Source organism: Phaeobacter sp. SYSU ZJ3003 (genome assembly GCF_041300735.1).
Classification (GTDB): Bacteria; Pseudomonadota; Alphaproteobacteria; order Rhodobacterales; family Rhodobacteraceae; genus Phycobacter; species Phycobacter gallaeciensis_A.
Map to the genome: position 1 here is coordinate 34,172 of NZ_PXNU01000031.1, position 14,179 is coordinate 48,350.

At 63.1% G+C, this 14,179-nt stretch carries 8 protein-coding genes; 6 read left to right on the top strand and 2 right to left on the bottom strand.

The features are described from left to right. Nucleotides 1-269: 269 nt before the first annotated feature. Both C6W91_RS12185 and C6W91_RS12190 read right to left on the bottom strand, forming a co-directional pair. A complete protein-coding gene (locus tag C6W91_RS12185; RefSeq protein WP_370570877.1) occupies nucleotides 270-947 on the bottom strand; it encodes an aminotransferase class IV family protein in 678 nt (225 codons plus the stop codon). Then, a complete protein-coding gene (locus C6W91_RS12190) occupies nucleotides 866-2,095 on the bottom strand; it encodes an aminodeoxychorismate synthase component I (protein WP_274837775.1) in 1,230 nt (409 codons plus the stop codon). The genes C6W91_RS12185 and C6W91_RS12190 overlap by 82 nt, the downstream gene beginning before the upstream one ends. 203 nt (nucleotides 2,096-2,298) lie before the next feature. Here C6W91_RS12190 and carB point away from each other — a divergent pair, with 203 nt between their 5' ends. The 6 genes from carB to rbbA all read left to right on the top strand — a co-directional run bounded on the left by carB (nucleotide 2,299) and on the right by rbbA (nucleotide 14,179). Then, on the top strand, nucleotides 2,299-5,661 hold the full coding sequence (gene carB, locus C6W91_RS12195; protein ID WP_370570878.1) for a carbamoyl-phosphate synthase large subunit: 3,363 nt from the start codon (nucleotides 2,299-2,301) through the stop codon (nucleotides 5,659-5,661). A gap of 356 nt (nucleotides 5,662-6,017) precedes the next feature. Then, nucleotides 6,018-7,763, top strand: a complete 1,746-nt coding sequence (locus tag C6W91_RS12200; RefSeq protein WP_370570905.1) for a PHA/PHB synthase family protein — start codon at nucleotides 6,018-6,020, stop codon at nucleotides 7,761-7,763. Between the two features lie 91 nt (nucleotides 7,764-7,854). After that, nucleotides 7,855-9,222: a bifunctional enoyl-CoA hydratase/phosphate acetyltransferase gene (locus C6W91_RS12205; RefSeq protein WP_274835041.1), complete on the top strand. Its 1,368-nt coding sequence runs from the start codon at nucleotides 7,855-7,857 to the stop codon at nucleotides 9,220-9,222. Then, nucleotides 9,219-10,439 carry an acetate/propionate family kinase gene (locus C6W91_RS12210; RefSeq protein ID WP_274835042.1) on the top strand — a complete coding sequence of 407 codons (1,221 nt, stop codon included), beginning with the start codon at nucleotides 9,219-9,221 and terminating at the stop codon, nucleotides 10,437-10,439. Before C6W91_RS12205 ends, C6W91_RS12210 begins: the two co-directional genes overlap by 4 nt. Further along, nucleotides 10,429-11,427 carry an HlyD family secretion protein gene (locus tag C6W91_RS12215; RefSeq protein ID WP_370570880.1) on the top strand — a complete coding sequence of 333 codons (999 nt, stop codon included), beginning with the start codon at nucleotides 10,429-10,431 and terminating at the stop codon, nucleotides 11,425-11,427. The genes C6W91_RS12210 and C6W91_RS12215 overlap by 11 nt, the downstream gene beginning before the upstream one ends. A gap of 10 nt (nucleotides 11,428-11,437) precedes the next feature. Further along, the gene (gene rbbA / locus C6W91_RS12220; protein ID WP_370570881.1) at nucleotides 11,438-14,179 is read left to right on the top strand and encodes a ribosome-associated ATPase/putative transporter RbbA; all 2,742 of its coding nucleotides are present in this window, start codon (nucleotides 11,438-11,440) and stop codon (nucleotides 14,177-14,179) included.

Sequence of the window (14,179 nt, forward strand, 5' to 3'; positions counted from 1 at the left end):
GCAAACAGGGCGCATTCGCCCCGTCAGATGCCCGTTTTTGCCCTCTCGCCACGTCGGCGCAAAGGCTCCCGCCCCTTCTGCACCCCATCGCTGCGCGATCCGGCCAGACGTGTTGGGCGTGGCGCCCCGCCTTCGGCGCGGCGCGGGCCGCACTTTGGCGCCACCCCAGCGCGCCGCTCGGCGCGCTGCCGGGCCCAAGGGCAAAGGGCCGCTGGCACTCGCCAGGGGCTCTGGTCCGCGGGAGCGCCCCCGCCCTTTTCAGATCAGTTTCAGACCAGCTTGGCCGGGATCAACCCGCGCAGGGAATTGCCCATATGAATGGATTGCGCCCCCTTCAGGTCCTCAAGGCTCAGCACCGCTTCGGTGCATTGGCCGCGCTCCAACATTTCCTGCCGCAGGATGCCGGGCAGAAGGCCGCAGCCGAGCGGCGGCGTCACCACCTGCCCACCTGCGAGCGTCACAAAAATATTGGTAATGGTGCCTTCGCAAACCTCAGCGCGCTGATTGAGGAAAACCAGCTCGTCGATGCCTGCCGACAGAGCTGCCCGGGCGCTGTCATAAAACGCGCGGCGGGTGGTCTTGTGCCGTAGCCACGGGTCGTCGGCATCAAGCCGGATGTCTGCGATGCCCAGCCGCCACTCTGCTGGGGGTTCCCCCAGTGGCGCAGTGGTCATGTCAAATCGCCCCTCCACGTCGAGCGTCAGCCGACAGCGCAGCGGTATATCACTGACGATTTCTGCCAACATCGCCTCGGAATGCCCGGGTTCGAAGGGAATGCCAAACGCCGCCGCGCTGCGCCTCATCCGGGCCAGATGGCGCGGCTGGTGCCGCCCACCCTCGCCCGGATGCCAGCCCAGCGTTTCGATCAGGCGGAAAGCGGGATCACCCTTGATGGTGTCACTGATGGTGTCGCAGGTTGCGTCATCTGGGCGAACCGTGCTTTCCATAGCGCTTCCTCATATTCTGATGTGGCGGTGCTGTCCCAGACCACGCCGCCGCCCACGTTCAGTGTTGCGCGGCCGTCCTCCAGCATCACCGTACGGATTGCAACATTGAACGACGAGGCGCCATCCGGGGCGGCCCAGCCGATGGTGCCGCAGTAGATGTCACGCGGCCAGGGTTCCAGATCCGCTAGGATCTCCATCGCGCGGATCTTGGGGGCGCCGGTGATCGACCCGCAGGGGAACAACGCCGCAAAGATCTCGGCCAGCCCGGCATCCGGCCGCAATCGCGCCCGTACCAGCGACACCATCTGATGCACGGTGGCGTAGCTCTCGACCGCGAACAGTTCCGGCACATGCACCGATCCGGTCTCCGCCACGCGGCTGATGTCATTGCGCAGAAGATCAACGATCATCAGGTTCTCGGCCCGGTTCTTTTCGTCCTGACGCAGGAAGTCACGGCAGCGCGCGTCCTCCACCGGATCGTTGCTGCGCGGCTGGGTGCCTTTCATCGGGCGCGTTTCGATGAGGCCCGAGGCGTCGGTGCGGAAGAACAGCTCGGGAGAGCGCGACAGAAGGTCCGGCAGCCCGTCCTGTTCGACCAGCACACCGTGGCCGACCGCCTGCCTTGCCTGCAGCGCGGCATAAAGCGCCTCTGCGCTGCCATGGGCTTCGGCATCGATGGGAAAGGTCAGGTTGGCCTGATAGATGTCGCCCTTGCCGATGTTGCGGTTCACCTCGGCGAAGGCCTCGGCGTAGCGAACATAGCTCCAGCGTGGCGTGATATCCCCAAGCCCAGCTCCACCCGGCAGCACGCCGGGCAGCGCCCGTCCGCCCCCCCGGGCGGGCGCTTCGCTTTCCGCCCGCGGACGAGCGCTGCCCTCAATGTCCTGTTGCCGCGGCTCCTCATAGACCCCGAAACAGATCAACGGCAGCCGCCGCCCGTCCGGCATCCGGTTCGCCAGCTTTGGCTCCAGCGCATAGCCCAGCTCATACGTGGCATAGCCCGCCAGCCAATGCCCGGCCCGCCGCGCCGCGTCGAGCGCCGCCAGCGCCGCGGGCACCTGGTCTGCCTCGTCCGCACGGATCACACGCAGCGGCTGATCGAAACACGTCCCGGCCCCCGTGGGCCCCTGATCAAAGCGAATCCGCACCGGATCTGTCTCCTAAAGCTCTCGCCTCCTCATATATGCGTTCGCAATGCGCACAAAGGGGGTGGATGCGGCATTTTCCGATCCGTTTCCGATCCCCCTTGAACCTTTCGGCGCGGTCCCTATAACGCAGGACAATTTGGGCGCATGGGGGCGCCCGGTGACTCGACCCATATTCCGCACCCACAATCAAAGGAAGCTAGGCCATGCCAAAAAGAACCGACATCCAGTCGATCATGATCATTGGTGCGGGACCGATCATCATCGGCCAGGCCTGCGAATTCGATTATTCCGGCGCACAGGCCTGCAAGGCGCTGCGTGAAGAGGGCTACCGGGTCATCCTGGTGAACTCCAACCCGGCCACCATCATGACCGATCCGGGCCTCGCCGATGCGACCTATATCGAGCCGATCACGCCCGAAGTGGTGGCTAAGATCATCGAAAAAGAACGCCCCGATGCGCTGCTTCCGACCATGGGCGGGCAGACGGGTCTCAACACCTCGCTGGCGCTCGAAGAGATGGGTGTGCTTGAGAAATACGGCGTCGAAATGATCGGCGCCAAGCGCGAAGCCATTGAAATGGCAGAAGACCGCAAGCTGTTCCGCGAAGCGATGGATCGCCTTGGTCTGGAAAACCCGCGCGCCACGATCATCACCGCCCCCACCCGCGACAACGGCTCGGCCGATCTGGAAGCAGGCGTACAGCTGGCGCTTGAGGCGCTCGATGAGGTCGGCCTGCCCGCCATCATCCGCCCCGCCTTTACCCTGGGCGGCACCGGCGGCGGCGTCGCCTATAACCGCGAAGATTACATCCACTACTGCCGCTCGGGCATGGATGCTTCGCCGGTCAATCAGATCCTCGTCGATGAAAGCCTTCTGGGCTGGAAAGAGTACGAGATGGAGGTCGTCCGCGACAAGGCAGACAACGCGATCATCGTCTGCTCGATCGAGAACATCGACCCCATGGGCGTGCACACCGGTGATTCGATCACAGTGGCCCCGGCGCTGACCCTGACCGACAAGGAATACCAGATGATGCGCACCGCCTCGATCGAGGTGCTGCGCGAGATCGGCGTCGAAACCGGCGGCTCCAACGTGCAATGGGCCGTGAACCCCGACGATGGCCGCATGGTGGTGATCGAAATGAACCCGCGGGTGTCGCGCTCCTCAGCGCTGGCTTCCAAGGCGACCGGCTTCCCGATTGCAAAGATCGCCGCGAAACTGGCGGTGGGCTACACGCTGGACGAGTTGGACAACGACATCACCAAGGTGACACCGGCCTCCTTTGAGCCCTCCATCGACTATGTCGTCACCAAGATCCCGAAATTCGCCTTCGAGAAGTTCCCCGGCTCCGAGCCCTACCTCACCACCGCGATGAAATCCGTGGGTGAAACCATGGCCATCGGCCGCACCATCCACGAAAGCATGCAAAAGGCGCTGGCGTCGATGGAATCGGGTCTCACCGGTTTTGACGAGGTTGCCATCCCCGGCATGACCGTCGGCCAGTGGGACGAAGCCACCGGCGACGACAAGGCCGCCGTGATCAAGGCAATCAGCCAGCAGACCCCGGACCGGCTGCGCACCATCGCCCAGGCGATGCGCCATGGGCTGAGCGATGACGAGATCCAGAACGTCACCAAGTTCGACCCCTGGTTCCTGTCCCGCATCCGCGAGATCGTTGACGCCGAGCGCGAGGTGCGTAAAAACGGCCTGCCGATGCGCGAGGACCAGTTGCGGGCGCTGAAGATGCTCGGCTTTGCCGATGCCCGCCTTGGCGCGCTGACCGGCCGGGACGAGGACAATGTGCGCCGCGCCCGTCATAATCTGGGCGTCACCGCAGTCTTCAAGCGGATCGACACCTGCGCCGCCGAATTCGAGGCGCAAACCCCCTATATGTACTCCACCTACGAAGCGCCGATGATGGGCGAGATCGAATGCGAATCCCGCCCGTCGGATCGCAAGAAGGTGGTCATCCTTGGCGGCGGTCCGAACCGGATCGGTCAGGGGATCGAGTTCGACTACTGCTGCTGTCACGCCTGTTTTGCGCTGACCGATGTTGGTTATGAAACCATCATGATCAACTGCAACCCGGAAACCGTGTCCACCGACTATGACACCTCGGACCGGCTGTATTTCGAACCGCTCACCTTCGAGCACGTGATGGAAATCCTGCGCGCCGAGCAAGAGAACGGCACCCTGCATGGTGTCATTGTGCAGTTCGGTGGCCAGACCCCGCTGAAACTGGCCAATGCACTGCAGGACGAAGGCATTCCGATCCTCGGCACCACGCCCGACGCCATCGACCTGGCCGAAGACCGCGAACGGTTCCAGGACCTGGTCAACAAGCTGGGCCTGAAACAGCCGCATAACGGCATTGCCTCCACCGACGCACAGGCGCTTGAGATCGCAGAGGAAATCGGCTTCCCGCTGGTGATCCGTCCGTCTTACGTGCTGGGCGGGCGCGCGATGGAGATCGTGCGCGACATGGATCAGCTGAAACGCTACATCGCCGAGGCGGTGGTGGTATCCGGCGACAGCCCGGTGCTGCTCGACAGCTATCTGGCCGGTGCGGTGGAACTTGACGTGGATGCGATCTGCGACGGCACCGACGTGCATGTAGCCGGCATCATGCAGCACATCGAAGAGGCCGGCGTTCACTCCGGCGACAGTGCCTGCTCGCTGCCGCCCTACTCCCTGTCCAAGGACATCATCGAAGAGATCAAGACCCAGACCTACGCACTGGCGAAGGCTCTGAACGTGGTCGGCCTGATGAACATCCAGTTTGCCATCAAGGACGGTGAGATCTTCCTGATCGAAGTGAACCCGCGTGCCAGCCGCACGGTACCCTTCGTCGCCAAGGCCACCGACAGCGCCATCGCCTCGATCGCGGCGCGCGTCATGGCGGGCGAGAAGCTCTCGGCCTTCCCGCAGCGGGCGCCTTATGAACCCGATGCAGGCTATGATGTCGATGTGCCGATGGCCGACCCGATGACTCTGGCCGATCCCGACATGCCCTGGTTCTCGGTCAAAGAGGCCGTTCTGCCCTTTGCCCGTTTCCCGGGTGTCGACACGCTGCTTGGGCCGGAAATGCGCTCCACCGGCGAAGTTATGGGCTGGGACCGCTCCTTTGCCGGCGCCTTCCTCAAGGCGCAGATGGGTGCCGGGATGGTGCTGCCGTCGGAAGGCCGTGCCTTCATCTCGATCAAGGATGCTGACAAAGGCGCCACAATGCTGGAGGCCGCGCGCACCCTGATCGAACAAGGCTTCACCCTGGTCGCCACCGGCGGCACCAAGGCATGGCTGGACGGGCACGGTGTGGCCTGCGAGGCGGTGAACAAGGTCTACGAGGGACGCCCGCACGTGGTGGACCTGCTGAAAGACGGCCATGTGCAGCTGTTGATGAACACGACCGAAGGCGCTCAGGCGGTCGAGGACAGCAAGGAAATGCGCTCGGTCGCGCTGTATGACAAGATTCCCTACTTCACCACCGCCGCCGGTGCCCATGCCGCCGCGCTGGCGATCAAGGCGCAGGCCGAAGGGGACGTTCAGGTCAAAAGCCTGCAGGGATAATCCCACGATCAGATAGAGAATTGTCAAAGCCCCGGGTTTTCCCGGGGCTTTTTCGTTCCATCCCGGACATCGGTGCCACAAGTGCTCTCCCGCCTGTTTGTGCAGGGCTGATTTGCCGGGCGATCCTGTCACCCCGCTAAGCACGGCCCGAAAATCCCGCGCAATCAGGGCGGCCGTGTTGATTCAGATCATAGCCTTTGCTGCATCGCAGCGTACCCTGTGCCAGCAATGACCGGAGCGATCCGGCGCGTTCTTTGGTGCCAGCGGCTGAGGTGTCTGCGATGAACACAGAAGACAAGGCGGTCGATGGCCAGGGAACAGACGTCCCGAACCGCCCCGCTCCCCTGCCCGAGGCCATGCCTGCAGAGGTTTCACAGCAATCGGAGCACGATCCCGCCGCCGAGATTGGCGACTTGCTCGACAAGGAAGCGCGCTCCAAACTGGCAAAGCTGACTGGGGGCCTTTCTCCGGCAGCAATCATGCGGGTTGTCGGCGATTGGTCGATCCATCTTGCCGTGTCCCCGGGCAAGCAGATGAACCTGTGGAACAAGGCCGTATCAGGGGCAGCGGACTATGGTCGCTATTTGTTTGAAACCTCTCTTGGTTCTGACGCGGTCAAACCCTGCGTCCCGCCTGCACGCCGCGACCGGCGCTTCAGCCATGACGCCTGGCAGAAGCAACCCTTCAACGCATTTCAGCAGGCGTTCCTTTTGCAGCAGGAGTGGTGGCAGGAGGCGACCACCGGCGTTCGTGGCGTCAGTTGCGAGGATGAACGCGCCGTGTCCTTCATCGCGCGCCAGATGCTTGACGCAGTCTCGCCTGCCAATTTTCCGCTGACCAATCCCGAAGTGCTGCAAAAGACCAAAGACGAAAACGGCATGAACCTGTTGCGCGGCATGGAAAATCTGCGCGACGACATGCAGGAACTGCTGCTCGGCAAACCTCTCCGCCCGGAAACGGACTTCCATGTGGGGGAAAACGTGGCGGTGACCCCGGGCAAGGTGGTTTACCGCAACCATCTGATCGAGCTGATCCAATACGACCCCACCACCGACAAGGTGAAGCCCGAACCCCTGCTGATCGTTCCGGCCTGGATCATGAAATACTACATCCTTGATCTGTCGCCCGAGAACTCGATGGTGAAATACCTGACCGAGCAGGGCTACACGGTGTTCATGATCTCCTGGCGCAATCCAGGATCCGAAGATGCTGATCTCGGACTGGACGATTACCGCAAGAAGGGACCGATGGCGGCGCTGGATGCGATTCAGGACATCACCGGCGCCAAGAAAATCCACGCGGCGGGCTATTGTCTGGGCGGCACCCTGCTCAGCCTCACCGCTGCGGCCATGGCGCGCGATGACGACGACCGGCTGGCCAGCATGACGCTCTTTGCGACCCAGGTGGATTTCACCGAAGCAGGTGAGCTGATGCTGTTCATCAACGAAAGCCAGGTCGCCTTTTTGGAGGACATGATGTGGCAGCAGGGATACCTGGATGCGGGCCAGATGTCCGGCGCCTTTCAACTGCTGCGCTCGAACGATCTGGTCTGGTCGCGGCTTCAGAAGGATTACTTGATGGGGGAGCGGCCCAAGCTCAATGACATGATGGCCTGGAACGCCGATGCGACACGGATGCCTTACCTGATGCATTCGGAATATTTGCGCAAGCTGTTTCTGAACAACGAACTGGCCACCGGAAAATACGAGGTCGGCGGCCATCCGGTGTCGCTTGATGATCTGCGGTTGCCGATCTTTGCCGTCGGCACCGAAACCGATCATGTGGCGCCGTGGAAATCGGCCTTCAAGATCGACGCGCTGACCAGTTCCCCGGTCACATTCGTACTGACCAAAGGCGGGCATAATGCCGGTGTGGTTTCCGAACCCGGTCACCCCCGGCGCCACTATCACGTTCACACCAGCTGCGACCGGGACCGCTATCTGCCCCCCGACGAGTGGCGCGAGGTTGCCGAGCGCAAGGAAGGTTCCTGGTGGCCGGAATGGGTGGCCTGGCTTGAAACCCGGTCGGGAGACCCCACTGCGCCCCCCGCGATGGGAGAGGCGCTTTGCCCGGCGCCAGGCACCTACGTACTCATGGAGTGACGCCACCGCCCCCGACCGGGTTAGCGGGGGGATATTGCGGCACGGCGCGCTTTGCCCGATTGTAGCGGATAATTGATATCACGAGGCACTGATGCAGTATTTCGAGAGCAAGACCTTTGATCAGATCACCCCCGGCGACAGCGCCGAGCTGACCCGCGCTCTGCGTGATGACGATATCGGCCCCTATGTCGACATGCCTGAAGGCAGTAACGCGGCTGCGCCGGACGATGGGATTGCGGCGGGCGCCTGGGGCAGTGCGCTGATTTCCGAATTGCTGTCCACCGAACTGCCCGGTCCCGGCACGGTCTGCCTGACTCAATCGCTGCGCTTCCTTGCCCCGGCCCGCCTTGGCGAGATGATCACCACGCGCATCACGGTGCGCGAAACCGATCCCGAAACCCGGCACGTGATGCTTGATTGCCTCTGCACCGATAGCGCCGATGCCGCCCTTGTCGAAGGCACGGCAGAGGTGATCGCACCGGACAAGCCCCTGCGCGTGCCACGCTCCGGTCGCCCCTCGGGCCAGCTGAGCAAGCCCGGCGCAGGGTTTGATGCGCTGATTGCCGCCACGCAGCCCCTTGATCCGATCGTGACCGCTGTGGTGCACCCCTGCGATGTCGCCTCGCTGGAGGGCGCGTTAGAGGCACGGGACAAGGCGCTGATCACGCCGGTTCTGATCGGTCCGGCCCCGCGCATAAAGGCGGCCGCCTCCGAGGCTGGTCTGGATCTGGCGGGGATCGAGATCGTGGATGCCCCGCACAGCCACGCCGCAGCTGACATGGCGGTCTCACTGGTGCGCACGGGCAAGGCCGAGGCCCTGATGAAAGGCGCCCTTCACACCGATGAGGTCATGTCGGCAGTGGTCAACAAGGCCACCGGCCTGCGCACCGAACGCAGGATGAGCCATGTTTTTGTTCTGGATGTGCCAAGCTACCCCAAGCCGCTGATGATTACCGATGCGGCCATCAATATCTTTCCCGACCTGCTGACCAAGGCGGATATCCTACAGAACGCCATCGATCTGGCGCAGGCGCTTGGCGTTGCCGCGCCGAAGGTTGCCATCCTGTCGGCGGTTGAAACCATCACCCCCAAGATTCCCTCGACGGTCGAGGCAGCGGGCCTGTGCAAGATGGCAGAGCGCGGTCAGATCACCGGCGGGATCCTTGACGGGCCGCTGGCCTTTGATAACGCGATTTCCCGCGCGGCCGCGCAGGCCAAAGGGATCGCCTCGGACGTCGCCGGGGACGCGGACATCCTGCTCGCCCCCGATCTGGAAGCCGGGAACATGATCTCAAAACAATTGCAGTACCTCGCCGGCGCCGAAGCCGCGGGTCTGGTTCTGGGCGCGCGGGTGCCTATCATGCTGACCAGCCGGGCGGATGGCGCACTGGCACGGGTTGCCTCAGCAGCGCTGGCGCAGCTGTTTGTGCGCCATCAACAGGCAAGGATCGCACCATGAGCGAAGCAATCCTCACCCTCAACGTCGGTTCCTCCTCGGTCAAATACGCGCTCTACGCTGCCGCAGGCCACGGCCCTGCCTTCACCAAGGGCCATATCGACCGGATCGGCCTTGGCCCGGTTCATCATGTCGATGACATCTCAGAGCCGCTCCCCCTGCCTGCCGACGCCGATCACGAGCAGGTGCTGGATTGGCTGGTCCGCCACCTGCAGGAGCAAAGCGCGGGGTTGAAGGTCATCGCCGCCGGGCACCGGGTGGTCCATGGCGGTCAGCGTTTTGCGGATGCCACAAGGGTCACCGCCGACGTGCGGGGTGAGTTGGAGCGGCTGGCACCATTGGTTCCGGCGCATCAGCCGCATAACCTTGCCGGGATCGACGCCTTGCAACGGGCTTGGCCCGGCATCCCGCAGATCGCGTGTTTCGACACCGCCTTTCACCGCACCACGCCGCGGATCGGGCAGATCTTTGCCCTGCCCCGCGCGCTCACAGATGCGGGGGTGCTGCGCTATGGGTTTCACGGACTTTCCTACGAATTCATCGCTTCGCAGCTGCCCACCCACCTTGGGAAGCGTGCCGATGGCCGGGTTCTGGTGCTGCATCTGGGTCATGGCGCCAGCATCTGCGCCATGAAGAACCGCAAAAGCATCGCCACCACCATGGGGTTCACAGCGCTGGACGGGCTGGTGATGGGCAAACGCTGCGGCGAGCTGGACCCCGGTGTGCCGCTCTACCTGATGCGCGAAAAGGGCATGAGCCTAGAGGAGGTCGAGGCTCTGCTTGGTGGGCAATCGGGGCTGCTCGGTGTCTCGGGCCTCAGCGATGACATGCGCGATTTGCTGGAGAGCGATAGCCCCGCCGCAAAGGAGGCGGTGGATCTTTTTGTCTATCGCGCCTGCAAACAGATCGGCGCGCTGGCGGCCGCGGCGCAGGGTATCGATGCCTTGGTCTTTACCGGTGGCATGGGCGAAAACGCAGCCGAGATCCGTGCCCGGATCGTTGAGGGCTGCGGCTGGCTGGGGGCCACTCTTGATACAGAGGCCAACGCCCGCAACGACACCCGCATTCACGGTGTGGACAGCAGGGTCGGCGCCTATGTCATCGCCACCAATGAAGAGCGCGTTATCGCGGACCACGTCCGCACATTTCTGTCGGACGCACAGGCTGGCGCCGACGCCTGTGGACATGCAGCACAGCCGGGGATGAAAGATGTTTTCTAGCAGATGGATCATAGCCGGTATCGCGGTCCTGGCGGCCGGCGCCGGGCTTTTTTACTACACCGCCAACGGCAATGGTGAGCTGCCCTATGGCATTACCTCGGGCAACGGTCGCATCGAGGCGGTTCAGGTCGATATTTCCAGCCGGATCGCCGGGCGGGTCGCCACGGTCGAGGTGAAAGAGGGTGATCTGGTCGAGACCGGCCAACTGGTCGCCACCATTGAAACCCGCGAGTTGGAGGCGCAACTGTCGCGGGCAAAGGCGGAATACGCATCGGTGGAAAGCCAGGTCGCAGCCGCCGAGGCCGCCATTGCGCAAGCCGAGGCGCGGTTGCTGCTGGCCGATCAGGAGTTGGAGCGCACCCGGGAACTGGTGTCGCGCGGGGTGGCAACCGCCGAAACCCTCGACGTACGTCTCAGCGATCACAAGGTCGCCGAGGCCAACCTCACCGTTGCCAAGGCATCGCTTCTGTCGCAGCAGCGCGCGGTGGATGCGGCGCGTTTCGCCATTGAGGAAGTGCAGACCTATCTCGACGATGCCCGCCTGACGGCACCGACCCTTGGACGGGTACTCTACCGGCTGACCGAGCCCGGAGAGGTCATCGGCGCAGGCGGACGCGTCCTGACCATGGTCGATCTCACCGAGGTCTATCTGGAGTTTTTCCTGCCCGCCACCGAGGCGCATCTTCTGTCCATCGGCAGCGAGGCCCGCATCCGGCTTGATATCGCCGATGTGGTGATCCCGGCAAAGGTCAGCTTTGTCTCGCCTGTGTCGCAATTCACGCCGAAACAGGTCGAAACCGCTAGCGAACGGCAAGACCTGATGTTCCGGGTGCGGGTCCGGGTGCCACAACCGCTGGTCGAAGCGAACATTGACCTTGTGAAGACCGGGATCCGCGGCGTGGCCTATGTGCGTCTGGCCAGCGAGACCCTGCCGGATTGGCCGGAGTTTCTGAACAACATCCCCCCCGAACTGACCGCGCAAGAGTAAGGGCCCGGCCATGGAGGATCAAAGCCAGCCCGTCGTCCGCGCTGCCAATCTGATGCAGCGCTACAAGGACGTGGTCGCGCTTGCGGATGTCTCTCTCGACATTCCCGCAGGCAAGGTGGTTGGCCTGATCGGGCCGGACGGGGTGGGAAAATCAACGCTGCTGGACCTGATCGCCGGTGCGCGGGTCATGCAGACCGGCACGCTGCAGGTGCTGGGCGGCGACATGCGTAAGGCGGGCCACCGGCAGCGGATCGGTCCACGCCTTGCCTATATGCCGCAGGGGCTGGGCAAGAACCTGTATCAGGACCTGAGCGTTCAGGAGAACCTCGATTTCTTTGGCAAGCTGTTTGGACAAAGCCGCGCTGAACGCAACCGCCGGATCGCGCGGCTGACCCGGGCAACCGGGCTTTTTCCCTTTCTGGATCGCCCCGCCGGAAAACTCTCGGGGGGGATGAAACAGAAACTGGGCCTGTGCTGCGCGCTGCTGCATGATCCAGACCTGCTGATCCTGGATGAGCCCACCACCGGGGTCGACCCCCTGTCGCGGCGCCAATTCTGGGACCTGATTGCCAAGATCCGGCAGGAACATCCCGGTATGAGCCTTCTGGTTTCGACGGCCTATATGGAGGAGGCCGAAGAATTCGACTGGCTGGTGGCGATGGATGCAGGCCTGGTTCTGGCCACCGGCACGGCAGAAGAACTGCGCGCCAGAACCGGCACCGACAGCCTAGAGGCCGCCTTTGTGCGCCTGCGGCCCGGTGGGGAGGGCCGCGAGTTGCCGGAGCTGGTCATCCCGCCGCTGCAAACCGATGGCGAGCGCCCCGCCATCGTGGCGCGTGGACTGACCCGGAGGTTCGGCGATTTCACCGCCGTGAGCAGCGTAAGTTTCGAAATCCGCCCTGGCGAAATCTTCGGCTTCCTCGGCTCCAACGGCTGCGGCAAGACCACCACTATGAAGATGCTGACCGGCCTGTTGCCGATGTCCGAAGGTGAGGCCTATCTTTTTGGTAAGCCGGTGAACGCCAAGGATCTTGCGACCCGTAAACGCGTCGGTTTCATGAGCCAGGCTTTCTCGCTCTATGGCGAACTTACGGTGGCGCAGAACCTCGCCCTGCACGCGCGGCTGTTCCAGATCCCCAGCCAGCAGGCCACGGCGCGCATCGCGGCGCTGGCCGACCGGTTCGAGCTATCGCATGTGATGGATACACGCTCTGGCGGGCTGCCGCTTGGTATCCGGCAACGTCTGTCGCTGGCGGTAGCGGTGCTGCACGAGCCGGAAATCCTGATCCTGGACGAGCCGACCTCGGGCGTCGATCCCGAGGCGCGGGACAGGTTCTGGGAGTTCCTCATCGAGTTGTCCCGCCGCGACAAGGTGACGATCTTCATCTCGACCCATTTCATGAATGAGGCGCTGCGCTGTGATCGCATCTCGCTCATGCATGCGGGCGAAGTGCTGGTCCATGACACGCCGGACAATCTGGTTGAGGCCAAGGGCGCAACCTCGCTTGAGGACGCCTTTGTGGCCTATATAGAAGACGCAACCGGAGAAGGCGAGAGCGCCGACAGCGTGGCCCTGCAGGACGGTGCTGTGCCAGACGCCCATGATCCCCCGGCCAGGCTTGGCCGGTTCAGTCTGTCCAGATTGCTGGCCTACAGCCTGCGCGAAACGGTCGAGGTCATCCGCGACCCGATCCGTCTGGCCTTTGCCTTTCTCGGATCGGTGATCCTTTTGGTGGTGCTGTCCTACGGTGTCTCGATGGATGTGGAGGATCTGACCTTTGCCGCGCTGGATCAGGACCAGTCTCCGGCCAGCCGTAGCTACTTAAGCAGTTTCACCGGGTCACGGTATTTTCTGGAACAGCCGGATCTGTTGAACCGGGAGGATCTGATCCGCCAGATGGCGGCAGGCGAGGTCAGCGTCGCCGTCGAGATCCCACCGAATTTCGGCCGTGATCTGGCACGGGGCAACACGCCCGAAGTTTCGGCCTGGCTGGATGGGGCCAATACGATGCGGGCCGGAACCGTCGAGGGCTATATCACCGGTGGGCACGCCATTTATCTGCGCGATCTGATGCTGGAGGCCGGTGTCGATCCGCAGGAACAGTCCAGTTTCACCATCGAAAACCGCTACCGCTACAATCCGACCTTTGCCAGCATCCGCTCGATGGGGCCGTCGATACCGGCCATGCTGCTGATGCTGTTTCCCGTCATCCTGATGGCCGTCAGCGTGGCGCGGGAAAAGGAGATCGGAACCATCACCAATTTCTATGTCACCCCCACCAATCGCATCGAATTCCTGGTGGGCAAGCAATTGCCCTATGTCGCTATTGCCATGTGCAATTACCTGGTCCTGACGCTGATGGTCATCTTTGTACTGGATGTGCCGCTGAAAGGCTCCTTGTCCGCGATGACGCTCGGGGCCTTGTGCTATGGCTTTGCGGTCACCGCCTATGGCCTTGTCGTGTCCTCGCTGGTCAAAACGCAGGTCGCCGCGGTTTTTGCGGCGGCGCTACTCTCGCTGATGCCGACCATGCAGTATTCCGGCATGATCCAGCCGATTTCGACCCTATCGCCCGAGGCGCAGATGATCGGCTCGGCCTGGCCTGCCTCCTATTTCATGCATCTGAGTGTCGGCGCCTATACAAAGGGGCTGGGCTGGGCGGCGCTGAGCCATGACATTGTGAAACTGAGCCTGTTTTTTCCGGTCTTCCTGGCCATTGCAGTGCTGTTGCTGCGCAAGCAGGAGAAATAA